Genomic DNA, 20,641 nt, shown 5'->3' on the forward strand with positions numbered 1-20,641 from the left:
ATCTATAGTTAGATAAGGGCGTTTTTATAGGGAAGTTATTATGCAATCCAGTAGCTTAGTTGAGCGTATCGATAAATTACCGAAGATCCCCAAAATTGTGCAAGAACTGATTGATTTGGTAAACAGTGACAGTGCCGATCTCAATCAAATTGCGGACAAAATTTCATACGATCAAGTGATTTCAGCCCGAGTACTCCGCTTATCAAATTCCGCCTATTTTGGACGAGCCCGGAACATTGGTTCTGTCAATGAGGCAGTCATTCGGCTTGGGCTTGGCCCCGTGCGCACCCTCGTCGTTTCAAGTGCATTAATGAGTGCGTTTGACGTCGATAGCGAATTGGATATCGACGCATTTTGGCAGCACACCTTTGAAGTAGCGACCATCAGCAAAGCGCTCGCGGGCTCATTAAAAATGGATCCGAATGAGGCGTTTACTGCGGGGATGCTTCATAACTTGGGCGAATTGCTGATCATGACAACCGCTTATGAACAGCTTGATAGGATTAATCTACATATAGAAGCGGGTAAACCCAAGCAAGAAGCGCAGGAACTCATTTTAGGTGTCACCAGCGCAGAGTTAGGCGGTGAGTTAGCACGTAGGTGGAATTTTCCTGATCGGCTTTGCGATGCAATTCGCTATCAATTTACGCCCGTCCATCAAGAACAATTCTCGCCACTGGCCGGTATCTTACGACTGGCGGGGAAAGTCGACGAATCATGGCAGGAGTTTGTCACCACCGACTCCAAGCTCGAGTGGCTTAATCAGCAGCTCGAATACAATATGCTCGGCTTTCCTAAAACCGTGGTCGCCGCCGTTGATGATGTGATCGGCAAAGGCCGTGAAATGGCGAAGATGCTGAAATAGTTAAATCTGACTGTACATAGAATACAAGCGCCATCCAGCATGGCGCTTTTTGGTTGTCACCGAACGTTGCCATTGCAGCCAAATAAACGCGGTATCTGTTTATACATCACCTTGCTAGAAACAATGGCGAATATCTAAATACTTTTGCCGAATGTGCTCAATGAGTAAGCGGATCTTCTTTGGTGGCTGACGGGTAAACGGGTACACGGCATAAATTCCCAATCGCTTGCCCACCTGATCGGGAAACAAATCAATCAAGTCGCCCCGAGTAATATCCTGATAAACCAAACAACGCGGGACATACGCAATACCGTGTCCCCCAAGCGCGCCTTTCCTCAATGCAATGGGGTTATCCGTCGAGATATTCCCCGACACTTTAATCATTTGGTTTTTGCCCTCACCTTTAAATTCCCAATCACTTGCTCCTGTGGTTTGATAGGCATATTGCAAACAGTTATGGGCTTTCAGATCATGAGGTTGCTGCGGACGACCATGACGTGCAATGTAGCCCGGTGCGGCACAAACCACCCATTGAGAGTCGAGAATATGCCGGGCAATCAAACTGGAGTCCTCGAGATAACCGGTACGGATTACCAAATCAAACCCTTCATCAATCAAATCAACAAAGCGGTTTTCTAACGACATATCAATGGTAAGCCCCGGGTATTGGCTACAAAATTCCGCGACTGCCTCTGCTAACAGTAACTCACCAGAAATCGTTGGTACCGAGATTTTGATATGGCCACTGATCGCCTCACCAAAGCCCGAGACAGCATCAAAGGCTTCATCAGCGGCTTGCTTCACAGTTTTTGCGCCTTGATAGAGTGTCCGCCCCGCATCCGTCAGTGTCAGCTTTCGGGTTGTTCGATACAACAACTGAACGCCTAGACTCTCCTCCAGCTTCTTAATCCGTTTACTAACGACTGAATTTGTAAGGGAATTTATTTCGGCAACTTTGCTGAAGGAACCATATTCAGCGACTTGAGCAAAAAGTACGAGATCGTCTGTTTTCGGCATATTATGTCAATTATGGAAGTAATCATTTTCATTATTTCCATATATCAAGAAAATGTAAACGAGTAATGTCACATCCAGTTAACATCACGTCATCACGATGTCAGCAAAAAAACAACAGATGCGACAGCATAAAAATACGATGGCGTGCCTTGCTTTTACGTGAACTAACGGAAGAGACGTCTAAAAGGACAGACTATGACTGATACCCTCTACGCCCTTATTGCGTTTTCCCCCATCGTGGTTGCTGCCATTTTGCTGGTGGGATTAAATTGGCCCGCCAAAAAGGCGATGCCAGTGGCATTTATCATGACAGTGTTAATCGCACTATTCCAGTGGCAAATGAGCCTTACTCGTGTCTCAGCCTCGATTTTACAAGGACTAATCATTACAGCCGCTGTCCTCTGGATTGTCTTTGGCGCGATTTTGCTGCTCAACACATTGAAACACACCGGTGCGATTACCGTGATCCGTAATGGTTTCACCAATATTTCAGATGACCGGCGTATTCAAGCCATTATTATCGCTTGGTGTTTTGGCTCTTTCATTGAAGGCGCGTCAGGATTTGGGACCCCCGCGGCCATCGCTGCCCCTTTGTTGGTTGCGATCGGTTTTCCTGCGCTGGCCGCCGTTGTGATTGGTATGATGATCCAATCCACGCCCGTCTCTTTCGGAGCAGTGGGAACCCCTATCATTGTCGGCGTCAATAAAGGGCTTGATAGCCACACTATTGGGCAAACATTACTGGCTAACGGCAGTGACTGGGCCAGCTATTTACAAGCTATCACCACCCAAGTCGCACTCATCCATGCCATGATTGGCACCCTAATGCCACTATTGATGGCCATGATGTTGACCCGCTTTTTCGGCAAAAACAAAAGCTGGCGCGAAGGATTGGCCGTGGCGCCATTCGCCATTTTTGCGGGGTTAGCCTTTACCATTCCTTATGCCTTGACCGGGTGGTTACTCGGTCCTGAATTCCCCTCTCTACTTGGTGGATTAGTGGGGATTGTCCTGGTCACCACCGCGGCACGGAAAAATTTTCTTGTTCCCAAAAAGCACTGGGACTTTGATGATGCCTCTACGTGGCCGAGTCAATGGTTAGGCTCGCTTAAAATGGACCTTAAGGTTCAAGAAAAGCCCATGAACATGGCCATGGCTTGGGCGCCTTATTTACTCTTGGCACTGTGTTTGGTGATCAGCCGCGTCAGTCCAACGGTAAAATCACTACTAACAGATGTGAGCTTAAGTTTTAACGCGCTATTGGGAGAAACCGGCATTAACGCGGCGATTCAACCTTTGTATCTTCCTGGTGGGATCCTCGCATTCGTCGCCTTAGTTGCCACCTTACTTCACTGCAAACGTCTCCAGCCTCTATTCAAAGCAGCGAATGAGTCTAGTAAAACACTCATCGGTGCAGGCTTTGTGTTGGTGTTTACCATTCCTATGGTGCGTATATTTATTAACTCAGGTGTGAATGCCGCCGATTTGGTCAGTATGCCAGTGATGACAGCGCGGTTTGCTGCGCAACTGGTGGGTGATGGTTTCCCTGCTCTTAGCGCCACCATTGGTGCATTAGGGGCCTTCATCGCCGGCTCAAATACCGTCTCGAATATGATGTTTAGTCAGTTTCAATTTGAAGTCGCACAAACACTGGGCGCATCAACCGTCACCGTGCTGGCACTTCAGGCCGTCGGTGCGGCAGCAGGTAATATGATTGCCATTCACAACGTCGTTGCCGCCTCCGCCACTGTGGGCTTATTGGGGCGCGAAGGCGCGACCTTACGTAAAACTGTATTACCTACGATTTACTACCTGATTGCCGCTGGGGTAATTGGCATCATCGCGATACATGTGATTCAAGTTGCTGACATCCTGATGGCGGCGTAATCTGACGGTGATAGGCCGAGCGCAGAACTCGGCCTGATTGACCTAACTCAAGCGGGCCAGCCAGGCTGACCCTCAGCCTTTTTGAATATATGGAAGGAAAGGAACGCTTATGAACACCCCATCACGTTTGTCCTCATCACAACAACAAGCATTGATACAAACGCTGACGGATATTGTCGGTCACAAGAACCTACTGACGGATGCAAGTCATACCCAGCACTATCGCACTGGGTTTCGCTCAGGAGGAGGCAGTGCGCTGGCGGTCATTTTCCCAACATCATTAGTGATGCAATGGCGTGTCTTGCAAGCCTGTGTTGACGCCGATGTGGTGATCATCATGCAAGCCGCGAATACGGGCTTAACCGAAGGATCGACGCCGAAGGGCGATGACTATGACCGCGATGTGGTGATAATTAATACCACACGATTAGACGGCTTACAGCTGCTTGATCAGGGCAAGCAAGTGATCAGCTTTCCGGGGACCACACTTCATCACTTAGAGCAAACCTTACGCCCTCTTAACCGAGCCCCGCACTCTGTGATTGGCTCGTCGTGTATTGGCGCATCGATTGTCGGTGGTGTGGCCAATAATTCTGGTGGCGCGTTGGTTAAACGTGGCCCTGCCTATACAGAATATTCGCTCTTTGCGCAGTTAAACGAAGCCGGTGAGCTAGTCTTGGTCAATCATTTAGGGATTGCGCTTGGCGACGACCCGGAAACCATTCTCGCCCGTGTCGAACGCGGCGATTATCGTCCTGAAGACATTACCACGGATACGCGCAAAGCCTCCGCGCATGATTACGAGCAAATCCTCCGTGATGTCGACGCAGATAGCCCTGCACGGTATAACGCCGATAAACACCGTCTTCATGAAGTGAGTGGCTGTGCAGGAAAACTGGCAGTGTTTGCGGTCAGGCTAGATACCTATCCCATTCCAGAGCGTGAAAAGGTGTTCTATATCGGCACCAACAATCCTGATGTATTGTACCAGTTACGTCGCCGTGTGCTCAGCGAGCTGTCACATCTTCCCGAAGTGGCAGAATACATGCATCGCGAGGCCTTTAATATTGCTGAACGATATGGCAAAGACGTGTTTTTAGCCATTGGCCGACTAGGGACGGACAGCATTCCTAAAATGTTTGCCTTAAAAGCTCAAATTACCGCGTGGCTGGATAAAGTGCCCTTGCTGCCCAATTCACTGCCGGATAAAGTCATGCAGTACGTTAGCCAGCTTTTTCCGCAGCATTTGCCTTCTCGTATGATCGCGTTCCGTGACCGCTTTGAGCATCATTTGATTTTTAAAGCATCAGACGAAGGTATTGAGGAAAGCTCGCAATTCTTGACGAAATTCTTTGCCGACCATGATGACAGCGACTTTTTTGTCTGTACCGAAGAGGAAGCCAAAAAAGCCATGCTTCACCGCTTTGCTGCTGCCGGCGCAGCGATTCGCTATCACACCATGCACAGCAATGATGTGGAAGATATTCTCGCGCTTGATATTGCATTGAAGCGCAATGAAAAACATTGGGTCGAGCAACTGCCTGATACCATTGAGTCACAATTGATCACCAAGCTCTATTACGGACACTTTTTCTGTCACGTCTTTCACCAAGACTACATTGTGAAAAAAGGTGCCGATGTACATGCAATTAAGGCAAAAATGCTTGCCCAGCTCAACGAACGCGGCGCGAAATACCCTGCCGAGCATAACGTGGGACATCTCTATGCCGCCGAGCCCGATTTAGCCCATTTCTACCATCAGCTTGACCCAACCAATAGTTTTAACCCGGGGATCGGAAAAACCAGCAAGAAAAAATACAATGCAGACTGTCAGTGTCTTGATCACCAGCTTCGTCATCGAGCAAGTCAGGACACGTCACCCGCCACGCATGAGCACTAAACCGACCTGCAAACCCGCCAACCGTTAGGCGGGTTCTTTTTAAAGCATGGGTTTCTCGCGAATAAAACGCGCAAAGCGTGGGATGCCCTTTTCCGTTACACCATTGTGCCTAACCAAAATGGTACTGCCGATTTCAGGTGGTTCAGCCCGCTGTGCATCGCTAAAGCCTGACCCCACGCGAAATTCAGTACCATCCGCAAGACGTACCACTAAGGCCCCCATCAAGCCTTGTAACCGACCTTTTCCGGGCGTCATACCAACAACGATGGCATCTTTCTCTTGGTAGGTTTTTAGCTTGACCAAGCTCTCTACCCGATCTCCTAAGTACAGGCTATCGGGATGATGCAGCATCAAACCTTCTCCCCCCGATTCATTGATGGCAATAAGCTGTGCTTGGAGCGCGTCATTGTCAGTCACTGGCGTTTGCTTTACCAAGGCTAAGAACGGCGATGCGCTGTTGGCGACTATCTTTTTCAGTGCTGCATAGCGATCAGAAAACGGGCCAGGTTCATCCGGTAAATCAAACGCATAAAAACGAACGTTCTGCCACGCGTCAGGGTCTGGTTTATCGTCCAACACGGTACGCAACACGGTTTGAAACTCGCCTCTTCCGGCCCATAACTCACCATCTAAAGCCGTCGTTGGTAGCGTTCGTATCAATGCATCCGGTGCGTGAATGGGATTTCCTTGTCGGGTTAAGAATTGCGTGCCCGTCCAATAGGCGCGGATCCCATCCAGTTTTTCACTGGCCCAATAGCCACGATAGTCATGTTCGGCAATCTGCCCGTCAACACCATGCATCAACGCTGGCGCGGACGGTGCAGCATCCCCATCACTGCTAGGAAACAGGGTAAACGCGGAGAGTAAGCATAAAGTAACTGGATTTAGGCGTGCCATGCATTCCTCCTTAGTGGTTAAGGAGCATACGCTAGCGCGATAAAAGGCGTCTCAACATGCCTTTATTTTTTGTTGGTAGAGAATTTGCGTTCACGGTGAACAATGTGCAGGTGTTACATCGCCCACCGTGAAATGACTCGTGAAACCTCGTCTGCTGCGCAATCAAGAACCATCAAGCTTGGCTGGCAAACGCATAGATAAAGGTGCCATTTTTTATTGCATCAATCACGCGCGCGGATAAGTAGCTAGGTAACGCCGGGCAGCCCCAGCTTCTACCTAATTGGCCGCTTTGTTTAATCACCTTAGGGTGAGCATAATCGGCACCATGGATCACAATCGCTCTTGCGCGCGCATTATCGTTTAAGCCCTTCGAAAGCCCATCTAAACGCAGTGAGTAGCCATGTTTACCATGATAGGTTTCAGCCGCACGATAAACCCCTAATGATGTTTGCAAGGAATTAATCTGATTCGAGAAACGCTTTGCGTAAAGGGCGCCACTATTCTTGCCATGAGAGACATAAGAGCGAAATAGCACTTGGCGTTTTTTCACATTGATCACCCAAAACCGCTTTTCTGACGACGGTTTTCCGTAATCAATCAGCGTCATCACCGGCTTGCTACTTTGGTTGTGCTTAAAATGGCGATACGCATCAGAAAAGGCCTGATACGACACCTCACCGGCGAGGTTGAGAGACTGATATAAACCACTGACCTCATCTTTAAAACTGGCCCATACTGTGGTTGGCATGCTGAGCGCTAACACATAAAAAACTACCCGATACCAAGGGGCCACACCTGCTTGTTTCATTTTTCTGCTCCTTACTTTGCCACTGCAACACGAACGACCGAGCCGTTTGTTGTCCGTATTGGCAAAAACAAAAACCGTGCCATTTGACACGGTTTCTATTAACTATTGATATTTATATAAATTAATTATCGTTCACGATTTATCCATTCACTGACGTCACACGGCGGCACGACCTTGCCGCGTTTAAATCGCCGCAATGGCGTTTTTAATCCGCTTGTCTGAAATCGGATAAGGCGTACCCAGTTGCTGCGCGAAGTAACTCACTCGAAGCTCTTCAATCATCCAGCGTATGGCTTTTACCTCATCAGGGAGAGTTTTGCCTTTCGGTAACTTATTCAGCAACGCCTTATAGTCATTCATCACAGATTCAATCTTGAGCATATGACTGCGATCTCGCGCTGGATCAATCGGCAGCTTCTCTAACCGACGCTCTATCGCTTTCATATAGCGTAAAATATCGGGCAGCCGCTGCCAGCCTGATTCGGTAGCAAAGCCTTTGTAAATCAGCCCTTCTAGTTGAGCTTTGATATCCGACATCGCAAACGCCATCGAAAGATCCACTTTGCCTTTTAGCTTTTTATTGATGCTAAAGGCATGGGTTAAAATCTGTTCGACCTGTTGAGCAATATCCACCACAGTATCACCTAGCTCCGCACGCACCGTCTCTTTAAGAGCTTCGAATGCTTGCGCTTCCCAGGTTAACCCGCCGTGTTGCTCAATGAGTTTATCCACGCCACAGGCGATGCAGTCATCAATCAAATCCAAAACACGGCCATAGGGGTTAAAATACAGACCGAGTTTCGACTTGTTGGGCAAATGGGTGTGCAGGTATTTTATCGGCGATGGCACATTGAGCAAGACCAATCGACGCTGCCCCGCTTGCATGGCTTTATGTTGTTGATCTTCCGTTTCGAAAAGGCGGATCGCGACACTGTCTTTTTCATCGACTAAAGCCGGATACGCTTTGACTTCAAACCCGCTGCGCTTTTGCTGGTAACGTTTCGGCAATTCCCCAAATGTCCATTGGGTGAGTCCTTGCTGTTCAATGTCATCATCCGCCACATCCGATAACGTCGCTTGCACCTTATCTTTCAGTGACAGTTTCAGTGCATGAAGATCTTCGCTTTCAGCCAAGGTGCGGTTTTTATCATCCACAACGCGGAACTGAATGCGCAGATGCTCTGGCAATTGCGCCAAATTCCAGCTGTCGCGCTCAATGGTGACTCCGGACATCTGCTTTAGGGCTTTTTCCATGCTATCGAGCAAAGGCGCTTCCATGGGCGTCACGCGTTGCAAGACCGCATCCGCATAGTTTGGTGCCGGAACAAAGTTACGTCGTATCGGCTTAGGCAAAGATTTAATCAGCGCGACAATTAGCTCGTGACGTAGCCCGGGGACGTGCCAATCAAAGCCTTCTTCTGACACCTGATTAAGGATTGGTAGTGGGATATGCACCGTCACCCCATCGTGGTCTTGGCCCGGCTCGAATTGGTAGCTTAATTTGAGTTTTAGGTTGCCTTGATGCCAAAAATTGGGGTAATCCAGCTCCGTGACATGGCTAGCGTCACCTTGCAATAGCATGGCTTTTTCAAAGCTAAGCAGGTCCGGATTGTCTTGACGAGCCTTTTTCCACCAGGTGTCGAAATGACGCCCACTGACCACGCTATGATCGAGGCGCTGATCGTAAAAGTCGAACAAGGTATCGTCGTCTGCCAATATATCGCGCCGACGAGATTTGAGCTCGAGCTCCTCCACTTCCGCCAACAGCTTTTGGTTTTGGCGGAAAAAGGCATGTTTGGTTTGCCAATCCCCCTCAACCAATGCCGAACGAATAAACAGCTCACGGCTAAGCACCGGGTCGATGGGGCCATAATTGACTTTACGGCTGGCGACAATCGGGATCCCGTATAGCGTGACCTTCTCGCTGGCCATGACAGCCGCTTGCTTGCGTGACCAATGTGGTTCACTGTAGCTGCGCTTAATCAAATGCTGCGCCAATGGCTCCACCCATTCAGGTTGGATACGCGCAACAATTCGCCCCCAGAGTTTCGAAGTTTCAACCAGCTCAGCAACCATCACCCATTTAGGCTGCTTTTTGAAAAGCCCAGAACCCGGGAAAATATGGAACCGTGCATTCCGCGCGCCTTGGTATTCGTTCTTTTCTTGGTCTTTCAGGCCAATGTGGCTTAATAGCCCTGCTAACAGTGCCATGTGAACGGCCTGATAGCTGGCAGGCTCTTGGTTGAATTGTGCATTTTGCTCTTTCATTACTTGGGTGATCTGATAGTGAACGTCTTGCCACTCTCGCACCCGCAAGTAATTGAGATAGTCTTTTTTGCACTGTTTACGGAACTGGTTATTCGATAGCGCTTTTTGCTGCTCTTTGACGTAATCCCAAAGGTTTACATAGGCTAAAAAGTCCGATTCTTTATCGGCAAAACGACGGTGCTTTTCATCCGCTTGCTGCTGCTTATCCGCTGGACGCTCACGCGGGTCTTGGATTGCTAAGGCCGCGGCAATCACCATCACCTCATTTAAGGCACCATGCTTGGGCGCCTCAATCACCATGCGTGCCAAACGCGGGTCAATCGGCAGTTTGGCTAAGGTTTTACCAATCGCGGTCAGCTTACGTTTATCAGTGGCTTGGCCGGGCTTGATCGCCCCCAGCTCTTCGAGCAAACGAACACCATCTTTGATGTGACGGCTGTCAGGCGGCTGAACAAATGGAAAGGCTTGAATATCACCGAGCCCTAATGCCGTCATTTGCAGGATCACCGAAGCCAGATTAGTCCGCAGAATTTCTGGATCGGTAAATTCAGGACGGCCTAAAAAGTCCTCTTCGCTATACAGACGCACACAAATGCCTTCCGACACACGGCCACAGCGTCCTTTACGCTGATTAGCACTGGCCTGTGAAATCGGCTCAATTGGCAGTCGCTGCACTTTGGTCCGGTAGCTATAGCGAGAAATCCGTGCCGTGCCGGGATCAATCACATACTTAATGCCCGGAACGGTTAGCGAGGTCTCGGCGACGTTGGTGGCCAGTACAATCCGGCGACCTGAGTGAGATTGGAATACACGATTTTGCTCACCAGCAGAAAGCCTTGCGTACAAGGGTAAAATTTCGGTATCGCGCAGTTGACGACGCTGAAGATGATCGGCGGTGTCGCGAATTTCACGCTCACCATTCATAAAAATCAGGATATCACCCGGCCCTTCCTGACACAGTTCATCGACCGCATCGCTGATCGCTTCCAGCTGGTCACGATCGCTATCGTCCTCTTCCACCAATGGGCGGTAGCGCACTTCCACCGGATAAGTACGGCCAGACACCTCTATCATAGGCGCGTTATTAAAGTGCTTAGAAAAACGCTCTGGATCGATAGTTGCCGAGGTAATGATGACTTTGAGATCGGGGCGCTTAGGCAATAACTCGCGCAAATAGCCAAGAATAAAATCGATGTTTAGGCTGCGCTCGTGGGCTTCATCGATAATGATGCAATCGTACTGATTCAGATACCGATCGTGCTGGATTTCGGCCAACAAGATCCCGTCCGTCATCAGTTTGACTTGCGTCGCCTCTGAGACTTTGTCATTAAAACGTACTTTATAGCCGACGCTACTGCCTAACTCGACGTCAAGCTCTTCAGCAATTCGTGAGGCGACCGAGCGTGCAGCCAAGCGACGTGGCTGAGTGTGACCTATGGTACCAGCGACGCCTAGCCCAAGCTCCATACAGATTTTGGGTAGCTGAGTGGTTTTGCCTGAGCCCGTTTCCCCCGCAATGATCACGACTTGGTTGTTCGCGATTGCCTCGGCAATGTCATCTTTCTTCTGACTGACTGGCAACTCTTCCGGGTAGCGAACGGTTGGCGTATTGATACAATCGTTTAACGCTGCAAACAGTGTCTCTGACGTGTTGTGATGACGTGAACTCAAGGCGATTCCTGCTTACTGCTTAATCTTTTAAGGCGTTTATCAGTGTCACAGCCGATAAATAAGGTTGATTGGAGACGCATCCTATCACAAAGTAAAAAGAAACAAAGCCGCGCCATCGACGCGCAAACCGCCAATACGGTGTTGCTAAAGTAAACGTATTGCCCGTTCACTACGTACTCAGTGTGTAAAGACGGCCAATAAACTCCGCAGTTTGGGAGAACAGCCATGCTAAAACAGCTTTTTAAAAAACTTGAATCCGCCCTCGCCGCTGATGCGACGCAACACAGTGAGGCTGGGCTATCGCTGCATCAAGCGATGGCAGGCTTATTGAGTGAGGTGGCGATGGCCGATCACGACATTGATGAGCGGGAGTTTGTGACTAAGCGCGATCGCATTTGCCAATTACTGAACCTCGAGCCATCGCAAGCAGATACACTGTTGGCCGAGGCACAAGCTCACAGTAAACAAGCGACGTCGCTATACGAATACACGGACAAGCTGCGTGATTTAGACCCACAAGCACGGATTGAACTGATTGAAGCCATGTGGTCGGTGGCGTATGCCGATGAAAATATCGACCCGCTCGAAGAAGCGGTGATCCGTAAAACCGCCGAGCTGCTTTATGTGGATCACGCGGAATTCATCAGGGCCAAGCTGAACGTCATCGAGGCGGATTGAGATCGGCTTGCTCGCCAACCCGCACAATCACCGGGCCGTATGCAGTACTGACCTGCACTAAAGGGGTCGCAAATACGTCAGACAAGCGGGTGTCCGAAAGTACATCACGGGGTGCACCACTCGCCACCATCCGGCCTTGGTTGAGCAAAACCACGTTATCTGCGTGCGTCAGGCTGCGGTTAAGATCATGGTTTGCCATGACGACGCACAGTCCCTGCTTGGCGGCGTGAGTAATTTCTGCGTAAATCGCTTCTTGCTGAGCAACATCCAGCCCCGTCGCCGGCTCATCCAGCAATAACACAGAAGCTTGTGGGTTTAATTGCCTGTCAACTTGCAATAATACCCCAGCCAGCCTAACCCGTTGCCATTCGCCTCCTGACAAACTGTCAACACGACGATGAAGCTTGTCATCAATCGACAGCGATTGGCATACACGTCTTACCACCGCATCACGCGCAGACACTTGGCCAAGCTGTAGACTGTCGATGACCAAATTGAGGTATTCATACACGGCCATCACGAAGGCAGGTTTTTGCTGTTGTATTAAGTAACCGCGAAGATGCGCGAGATCTTGGCGGCGTAGGCCGGCAATAGCGGTGCTTTGAATGCTCACCTGGCCGTGTTCAGGCGTACCAAGCCCTGACAGTAAATGTAATAACGTGCTTTTGCCACTGCCGTTAGGGCCAATCAAATGCGTAACTTGCCCTGGCTGAAAGCGGATAGACAGTGGCAATAAACGCGGCGATAAGCTCAATTGATGTGCTGTTAACATTACACCGCCTTAACCAGCATCCAAATGAATAAGGGCGCACCAATCACACTGGTCACCACCCCAACGGGGAGCTCTGCCGCATCAAGCAGCAATCGACCCAGCGTATCGGCACTGACCAGTAAAATCGCCCCAGCCAACGCCGACAAAGGCAGCAAGTAGCGATTCCGGCTACCAAACCACAAACGTAAATAGTGGGGTACCACAAGGCCAATAAAGCCAATCACGCCAGCTGCAGCTACCGATAATCCGACCAAGATGCTGATCAGCACAATCAATTGCCAACGCAAGCGATGGGTATCTAGCCCCAATTGTTGCGCTTGTACATCACCAAGCATGAGTTGATCCAATTGCTGGCCGAATTGACACAATATCGCGATACACGGCGCGGTCAGCGCCAACCACGCGATATGGCTTAAGCGCATACCGGACAATGAACCCATTAGCCAATACATCAATTGGCGAAGGTTAAAATCAGAGCTGAAATAAAAGGCTAAGGTCACCACCGCCCCGGCAAGGATGCTCAAGGCGACGCCCACTAACAAAATGCGTGACGTTGCTAAGGCACGCCGAGCAAGCAACACCAGTATCAGTGTAAAGAGGCTAGCACCAAGCATAGCCGCAACCGCCATCATGCCGCCGGATGCCCATGCTGGCGCGAAAAAAAGCAACAATACGACTGCGACGCTGGCGCCGCCTGAGATCCCCAACACGCCGGGCTCGGCAAGCGGGTTACCGAGTAATACCTGTAAACTCGCCCCTGCGATGGCAAGCGACGCGCCAATGAGTATGGCCGCCAACACTCGCGGAAAACGCAGTTGTACCAGCAGCTGCGACTCTAATACTGAGTGATTGCCAAACGGAGCGATCCAGATCTCCCCAACGCTCAGAGCAAACACGCCAACGACCAGTAAAACGCCACTAAATACTAGTAAAGCACGCCGCCATCTGGCTTGCTGGCGTGAAGTAAGTTCGGACACTCGCATGCGTCATCCATTATTTTGATTCTGTGACGCACTTTACAGACTGGCGTGAGGCTTGAAAAGCGCTACGCAGTGGCTTTTTGTGGTACGTGCACATAGAGTCTTGTCCCTTGTCGGTCGCCAATAACACGCCTTTTTCAAACGGTGTAAAGTTTTTGGCGGTGGAGGGAAACGTGAGTGCAAATTGCTCCGTGTGCTTGGTCAAGGTTCGAGTCACGCGGTAAAAGCGCATCGGCGCCAACTCAGTCGGTAACGTAGCGGCTTTTAACAAGCCCCGTAAGGTGCGATCAAGTGGCTCGTACTCACGCATATCATTTTCAAACAACGGCGCCACACGGCCCATTTCTAAGGTTGCAGCCAGCGCATCATGGTGATTGGCGCTATACCAACTAAAGGTTGGTGAGGGTGATTGAGACAGGACAGTGGCATCCATTTTCGCGTCATTGAGTAATGCGGCCAATGGGCGCACGTCTTTCTCGGTCGGCGTGGTTGGGATCACTCCAAACATATAATGGTAGGACTCACGAATCGCACTGTGTAAATCAAGATGCCAACGGGTCATGTTATCCGGTTGAGCCGCGAAGAAATCGCTCACCGCTTTCTGCAGCTGGTTGGCAAGGTAGTGCTCTTCGTTTTTTTCCTCATTCCAGCCTCCGAATAAGCGGTTGAGGTTATCTTCAATAAAACGAGTGTGCGCTTTAATCGCCTCAGCATGACCAATGATCAGTAACAGTGGTACATCAGGAGTAAATTGCTCTGCGAGCATATCCGCGAGCAGCTGGTCAATCAGTTCAATCGGTGCAGTTTCGTCTCCATGGATCCCCGACGATAGCACCACACAACGGCAAACGTTGGCCGCATCGGGTTGGATTGAGATGATACCGGGCGCGCTGTGATTGAAGGTCAGCGAGCCAACTCGCCATGAGTCTGGGGTAAAGGCGTGAGGTGCAGTCAATGCCGCATCAATAAAGGCACCAGGACGTGTTGTCAGCATAATGCTTCCTTTTATTACAACTAGACAACAAAACGTTACAGTGACTTAACCGATAAACCCAGCGTTTTCCCTTCACAGTGTGATCATGTATAGACAAATTAAAAAGCCGCCAACCTTTCGGTCCGCGGCTTTTTATCCGTGGCATCGTCACCACTGGCACGAGTAACGCTCTGTTTATTTCTCTACCTTGGCGTTCTCAACCCGTGCTTTTAGTTTTTGGCCAGGTCGAAACGTCACAACGCGTCGCGCAGTGATTGGAATATCTTCCCCTGTTTTAGGGTTTCGACCGGGACGTTCATTCTTGTCTCGCAAGTCAAAATTACCAAAACCTGATAATTTCACCTGCTCGCCACTTTCGAGTGCTTTACGAACTTCTTCGAAAAACGCTTCGACTGTCTCCTTGGCGTCCCGTTTGCTAATCCCGATATTTTCAAACAGGTTCTCAGCCAAATCGGCTTTAGTGAGCGCCATAGGTTTTTCCCTCAAGAATTGTTGAACACATATGCAATACCGCAGTATCGACACCACCATTCTACACGTGGTCCACACGTCTTTAGCCCTTGTATTTTAGGGATATTTGAGGACCAACTCAAAACAAGTGTATGCCAACTGGCTGATTTGCGCCAACTTTTTTAAGTTGCAAAAGCAAGAACAGTGTCCAAAAATTTGACCTTTGTTACCAGCCACTTACCAAGCGTATTTTAGTCACGCTATTTGCATATATCCATTAGTGACTGATTTTAGGCAAATTTATCAATATCTGAGCGGATTTTATACAGATTTAGTGAATTTACTCAGCTTTTCAAACGGATAGATGTTAGATCAATTAGGCATAAAAAAAGCAGCGTTTCCGCTGCTTTTTTCTAATCAGAGTGGGATTAATCACGCAAAGTTACGCCCAGTTTCTCTGATAAATGGGCCACAACACCAGACACGGCATCGCTAATATCGGCTTCTTCCAACGTGCGATCATCAGACTGAAGCGTAAGGGCAATCGCCAAGCTTTTCTTACCTTCTTCCACCCCTTTGCCAGTGTAGAGGTCAAACAGTTTCGCCCCTTTCACCAACGCATTACCGCTTTCCAAGCACGCAGCTACTACGTCACCAGACGCGAGTGTTTGGTCGGCAATCACCGCAATATCACGGCGGTTTGCTGGGAATTTAGAAAGGCCAGCGGCTTCTGGAATAAAGCGGCTGTCAATGGCTTGCCACTCAATCTCAAACACCACGGTACGACCATTTAAGCCAAACTCACGCTCAAGCTCTGGGTGTAAGGTGCCCATATAGCCAACGACCTTGCCATCCAATTCAATCGCAGCAGTTTGACCCGGGTGCATCGCTGGATGCTTGGCGGCGACAAAACGGAAGTCAGACAACTTACCGCTCAATTCAAGAACAGCTTCAAGATCGCCTTTCAAATCAAAGAAATCCGCTGTCGCCGTTGCCATATCCCAGTGCTCCTCGCTACGAGGACCAGCAATCACACCCGCAAGCATACGCTCTTGACGAATATTTTCTTGGCGAACAGCACCCGTCATATCGCCTTCTGGAGTGAAACGTAAACCAAACTCAAACAAACGCACGCGTGGTTGTTGGCGTTTTTGGTTGTACGCTACCGTATTCAAAAGCCCTGGAAGCAGGCTTAAACGCATGGCTGACATGTCTGCAGAAATTGGGCTTGGCAGGATTAGCGGCTCAACATCTGGCACAATCAACGCTTGCTGTTTTGGCTCGACAAAGCTGTAGGTAATCGCCTCGTGGAAGCCACGGTCAACCAACAAATCGCGTACACGTTTTAGCGGCATCGCGGCTTCTTGATGCTCGCGCATAGTCAGTGCGGCTTTCGGTGCGCGCGTCGGAATGTTGTCGTATCCATAGATACGGCCCACTTCCTCAATCAAGTCTTGCTCAATAGCAATATCAAAACGCCAGCTTGGTGCTGTCGCCTGCCAACCTTCCTGCGTCTGTGTGACGCCACAGCCAAGACGGGTCAGAATGTCGGTAACGGTGGCATCGTCGATATGATGACCCAGTAGGCGATCAAGCTTCTCGCGGCGTAAAGTCACAGTGTCACGCTTAGGTAGATGCTCAGATGACTCACCCACCACAATTTCACCGGCCTCTCCGCCACAAATCGCGATCAATAGTTCAGTCGCACGCTCCATCGCAGCAGTTTGCAGTGCTGGATCAACGCCGCGCTCAAAGCGGTGTGACGAGTCAGTATGCAAACCATAGTTACGTGCACGACCACGAATGGCTTCTGGCGCAAAGAAGGCGGACTCTAATAAGATATCCTGAGTCTCCGTCGTCACACCTGAGTCTTGACCACCAAAAATCCCCGCCATCGCCAAGGCTTTTTGGTCATCGGCAATTACCAGTGTTTGCGCATTTAGCTTCGCTTCGTTGCCATCGAGTAAGGTCAGTGCTTCGCCTTCTTCAGCAAGACGCACGACGATGCCGCCTTCAATTTTGCTGAGGTCAAACGCGTGCATCGGCTGACCTTGTTCGAGCATCACATAGTTGGTGACATCAACAACAGGATCAATGGCACGAATGCCGCTGCGACGTAGTTTTTCTTGCATCCAAAGTGGTGTTTGTGCGCCAACATTGACATTGCGAACGACACGGCCGAGGTAACGTGGGCATGCCTGAGGCGCATCAATACGTACCGTGACTTTATCATCAATGCTAGGTGCCACTGGAGTAATGGTCGGCTCGGCTACATCGGCGCGATTAAGCACGCCCACTTCGCGAGCGAGGCCACGCAGGCTCAAGCAATCAGCACGGTTGGGTGTCAAATCAACATCAATCGCAGCGTCATTGAGTGACAAGTATTCACGAATATCGGTGCCAATCGGTGCATCGGTTGGCAGCTCAATAATGCCATCAGATTCCACATCGATGCCCAGCTCGGTAAAAGAGCACAGCATCCCGAACGATGGCTGGCCACGCAGCTTCGCTTTTTTGATCTTAAAGTTTCCAGGAAGGACCGCACCAACGGTCGCTACTGCAACTTTCAAGCCTTGGCGACAGTTTGGCGCACCACATACAATATCAAGTAGCTCATCACCGCCAACATTGATTTTGGTGACACGCAGTTTATCCGCATCCGGATGCTGACCACACTCAACCACTTCGCCAACCACTACGCCGGAAAAGTCGCCGGCCACTGACGCAATGTCGTCTACTTCTAAGCCGGCCATCGTGATTTGGTGGGCAAGCGCCTCGGTGTCGTTTGCTGGGCTCACCCACTCTCTCAGCCAAGATTCACTGAATTTCATTATTACCTTGCCCCACTGATTACTTAAATTGTTTCAAAAAGCGCAGATCGTTCTCGAAGAACGCACGAAGGTCATTCACGCCATAACGCAACATGGTCAAGCGCTCTACCCCGATACCGAAGGCAAAACCTTGGTACGCTTCTGGGTCAATGTTTACCGCGCGTAGGACATTCGGGTGAACCATGCCACAGCCTAAAATCTCAAGCCACTTACCACCTTTACGGCGCACATCCACTTCTGCTGACGGCTCAGTAAACGGGAAGTAAGACGGACGGAAACGCACTTCTAAGTCTTCTTCAAAGAAGTTACGCAAAAAGTCATTTAACACGCCTTTCAGGTCAGCGAAGTTAATGTCTTTATCAACCAATAAACCTTCCACTTGATGGAACATGGGGGTATGGGTCTGGTCGTAATCATTTCGATAAACACGGCCCGGCGCAATAATGCGGAACGGTGGCTTACCCGCTTCCATGGTACGAATTTGTACACCCGAGGTATGGGTTCGCAACATCAGATCTGGGTTGAAGAAGAAAGTATCATGGTCTGTGCGTGCCGGATGGTCCGCAGCAATGTTCAACGCATCAAAGTTGTGGAAGCCGTCTTCGACTTCTGGGCCTGCGGCAACAGAAAAGCCTAACTCACCAAAAAACTGTTCGATACGCTCAATAGTACGCGTTACAGGGTGAATACCACCGTTTTCAATACGACGGCCCGGCAAGCTGACATCAATGGTTTCAGCCGCAAGCTTCGCTTCCAACTCGGCGCGCTCAAGTGCATTTTTACGCTCAGCAATCGCTTGTTGTACGGTTTGCTTCGCTTGGTTGATCGTTTGACCTGCTTCACGACGCTCTTCCGGAGGCAATTTGCCTAAAGCTTGTAATTGCGCGGTTAATTCACCTTTCTTACCCAGGAATTTCACCCGGACCTCATCCAGTGCAGCAACGGATGCGGCACTGGCGATCGCCGCTGTTGCGCTAGCAAGAATTTCTTCTAATTGTTGCATTGTTTCCTCGTCGACCCGTGGGGCTGTCCAACCAGATTAAAGAAGTGGCATACCAGTTGGAAATCGTGGTTTACCAATTGTCTGAGCAAACTGACAGAGCGCCGATTTGCACTACCATGCCAATTAACTGAGAGAACGGGTAATAAAAATGACCTTACATACTAATTAATGCCACGGCTAATGCCAAACCCTAAACCACTTTTGTTGGATTTTTCCACACTGATTTGCGGAGAAAAAGTGAATTTGTCTGCTCTTTAAGCAGAGTTGTCAGTCACAGCGACACTCGGAGATGATTTATATTGCTATTTGTTCCCGCTCGCCTCAGTGAGTTTGTTATTCTACTGCCCAGCTTTTTGACCGATTGGAGCCTTGCATGAACCCTAACTCTCTGCCGCTGCGCGTTTTTGTATCAACGTCCACTCACCCTTGGTTCAATCTTGCCGTGGAAGACACCATATTTCGCACCATGTCGGCCCAACAAAATGTCCTGTTCTTGTGGCGCAATGACAATACGGTGGTCATTGGACGCGGTCAGAATCCTTGGCGCGAATGTAATACGCGAAAGATGGAAGAAGACAAGGTGGTCTTAGCGCGTCGTCAAAGTGGCGGTGGCGCAGTGTTTCATGATCTCGGCAATACTAACTTCACCTTCATGGCAGGCAAACCCGGCTATGATAAATCCATTTCTACGCAAATCGTCCTTGATGCGCTCAAGTCGCTTGGCGTGAATGCCTCCGCCAGTGGACGCAACGACTTGGTTATGGACACCCCTGAAGGACAACGTAAAATTTCTGGCTCTGCGTATAAAGAAGCCAAAGATCGTGGTTTTCATCATGGCACATTGTTGATTAACGCCGATCTATCTCGATTGGGTGATTACCTCAACCCCGATCCCAAAAAACTGCAAGCCAAAGGTATCACGTCAGTCCGCGCTCGCGTCGCTAACATTGCGGAGTTTGTGCCATCGGTGGATCACGAAAAGGTCTGTGACGCCATCAAACAAGCATTCTTCGCGCACTTTGGTCAGCACACTGAGATTGAATACATTTCTCCCCAAGCAAAACCTGACGTCGAAGGGTTTGATGCTATCTACGAGAAGCAATGCAGTTGGGAATGGAACTTTGGTCAAAGCCCGCAATTTATGCACACCTTTGACGAGCGATTTAATTGGGGTGGCGTGGAGTTACACTTGGACGTCAAACACGGTGAGATTGTGGACTGTAAACTGTTTACCGACAGCCTGACGCCCGGTCCGTTAGAATTACTGGCCAATCAAATGGTGGGGCAAGCGTATCACCACGAAAAGCTTTATCACTTTGTGATGAGCTGGGCTGATGCCGATCAGAGCCACCAAACTATGTACGAAGATATCGCGCTGTGGCTACGTAACGCTATTGTCTGATTTCTATCCAAACGCACTCTTCATAGTGACACACGTCACATAAACCCCCTTCTTTTGATCCCACTCAAAGATTTAAGAGGCTGCTACACCAACTATGATGGTGGCAGCCTTTTTTGAAATCCTCAAAACACAATATTTCAACTACCTGCTCGAAAGTTAATCAAATGACTCATAAAGAGATTGATTAATAGATTTTAATTTTGGTAAAAAACCATTAC

At 49.6% G+C, this 20,641-nt stretch carries 15 protein-coding genes; 5 read left to right on the top strand and 10 right to left on the bottom strand.

The features are described 5' to 3' along the window. Positions 1-40 precede the first annotated feature (40 nt). Positions 41-865, top strand: a complete 825-nt coding sequence (locus BZJ17_RS12990) for an HDOD domain-containing protein (RefSeq protein ID WP_077456142.1) — start codon at positions 41-43, stop codon at positions 863-865. Between the two features lie 114 nt (positions 866-979). Here BZJ17_RS12990 and BZJ17_RS12995 read toward each other — a convergent pair whose 3' ends face one another. After that, positions 980-1,882 (bottom strand): LysR family transcriptional regulator, encoded by a 903-nt coding sequence (locus BZJ17_RS12995; protein ID WP_077479819.1) that lies wholly within the window; start codon positions 1,880-1,882, stop codon positions 980-982. 195 nt (positions 1,883-2,077) lie between these two features. On the opposite strand from BZJ17_RS12995, the gene BZJ17_RS13000 reads away from it, so the two are divergent. Both BZJ17_RS13000 and dld read left to right on the top strand, forming a co-directional pair. Next, a complete protein-coding gene (locus tag BZJ17_RS13000; protein ID WP_077641004.1) occupies positions 2,078-3,769 on the top strand; it encodes an L-lactate permease in 1,692 nt (563 codons plus the stop codon). Positions 3,770-3,878: 109 nt separating this feature from the next. Beyond that, complete coding sequence (gene dld / locus BZJ17_RS13005; RefSeq protein WP_077641005.1) at positions 3,879-5,669, top strand: D-lactate dehydrogenase; 1,791 nt, start codon at positions 3,879-3,881, stop codon at positions 5,667-5,669. 39 nt (positions 5,670-5,708) lie between these two features. On the opposite strand, the gene BZJ17_RS13010 is transcribed toward dld, so the two are convergent. The 3 genes from BZJ17_RS13010 to hrpA all read right to left on the bottom strand — a co-directional run bounded on the left by BZJ17_RS13010 (position 5,709) and on the right by hrpA (position 11,280). Next, entirely contained in the window at positions 5,709-6,566 is an 858-nt protein-coding gene (locus tag BZJ17_RS13010; RefSeq protein WP_077641006.1) for a DNA ligase, read from the bottom strand. Between the two features lie 172 nt (positions 6,567-6,738). Beyond that, the gene (locus BZJ17_RS13015) at positions 6,739-7,374 is read right to left on the bottom strand and encodes a murein L,D-transpeptidase catalytic domain family protein (protein WP_077456138.1); all 636 of its coding nucleotides are present in this window, start codon (positions 7,372-7,374) and stop codon (positions 6,739-6,741) included. A 183-nt stretch (positions 7,375-7,557) separates the two neighbouring features. Further along, entirely contained in the window at positions 7,558-11,280 is a 3,723-nt protein-coding gene (gene hrpA, locus BZJ17_RS13020; RefSeq protein WP_241836805.1) for an ATP-dependent RNA helicase HrpA, read from the bottom strand. A 258-nt stretch (positions 11,281-11,538) separates the two neighbouring features. Here hrpA and BZJ17_RS13025 point away from each other — a divergent pair, with 258 nt between their 5' ends. Continuing rightward, positions 11,539-11,991 carry a TerB family tellurite resistance protein gene (locus BZJ17_RS13025; RefSeq protein ID WP_077641008.1) on the top strand — a complete coding sequence of 151 codons (453 nt, stop codon included), beginning with the start codon at positions 11,539-11,541 and terminating at the stop codon, positions 11,989-11,991. Here BZJ17_RS13025 and btuD read toward each other — a convergent pair. The 6 genes from btuD to pheS form a co-directional block, all read right to left on the bottom strand. Beyond that, complete coding sequence (gene btuD, locus BZJ17_RS13030; protein ID WP_077641009.1) at positions 11,975-12,763, bottom strand: vitamin B12 ABC transporter ATP-binding protein BtuD; 789 nt, start codon at positions 12,761-12,763, stop codon at positions 11,975-11,977. The genes BZJ17_RS13025 and btuD overlap by 17 nt on opposite strands. Continuing rightward, the gene (btuC, locus tag BZJ17_RS13035; RefSeq protein ID WP_077641010.1) at positions 12,763-13,746 is read right to left on the bottom strand and encodes a vitamin B12 ABC transporter permease BtuC; all 984 of its coding nucleotides are present in this window, start codon (positions 13,744-13,746) and stop codon (positions 12,763-12,765) included. The genes btuD and btuC overlap by 1 nt, the downstream gene beginning before the upstream one ends. A gap of 10 nt (positions 13,747-13,756) precedes the next feature. Beyond that, positions 13,757-14,737, bottom strand: a complete 981-nt coding sequence (locus BZJ17_RS13040) for a succinylglutamate desuccinylase (protein ID WP_077641011.1) — start codon at positions 14,735-14,737, stop codon at positions 13,757-13,759. 174 nt (positions 14,738-14,911) lie between these two features. Then, complete coding sequence (ihfA, locus tag BZJ17_RS13045) at positions 14,912-15,208, bottom strand: integration host factor subunit alpha (RefSeq protein ID WP_069587653.1); 297 nt, start codon at positions 15,206-15,208, stop codon at positions 14,912-14,914. 407 nt (positions 15,209-15,615) lie between these two features. Then, positions 15,616-18,018 carry a phenylalanine--tRNA ligase subunit beta gene (gene pheT, locus BZJ17_RS13050; protein WP_077641012.1) on the bottom strand — a complete coding sequence of 801 codons (2,403 nt, stop codon included), beginning with the start codon at positions 18,016-18,018 and terminating at the stop codon, positions 15,616-15,618. 19 nt (positions 18,019-18,037) lie between these two features. Continuing rightward, the gene (gene pheS, locus BZJ17_RS13055; protein WP_077456131.1) at positions 18,038-19,021 is read right to left on the bottom strand and encodes a phenylalanine--tRNA ligase subunit alpha; all 984 of its coding nucleotides are present in this window, start codon (positions 19,019-19,021) and stop codon (positions 18,038-18,040) included. 373 nt (positions 19,022-19,394) lie between these two features. Here pheS and BZJ17_RS13060 point away from each other — a divergent pair, with 373 nt between their 5' ends. Then, entirely contained in the window at positions 19,395-20,423 is a 1,029-nt protein-coding gene (locus BZJ17_RS13060) for a lipoate--protein ligase (protein ID WP_077641013.1), read from the top strand. The last annotated feature ends 218 nt before the right edge of the window (positions 20,424-20,641 follow it).

This window comes from Salinivibrio sp. IB574, from assembly GCF_001996205.1.
Lineage (GTDB): Bacteria > Pseudomonadota > Gammaproteobacteria > Enterobacterales > Vibrionaceae > Salinivibrio > Salinivibrio proteolyticus.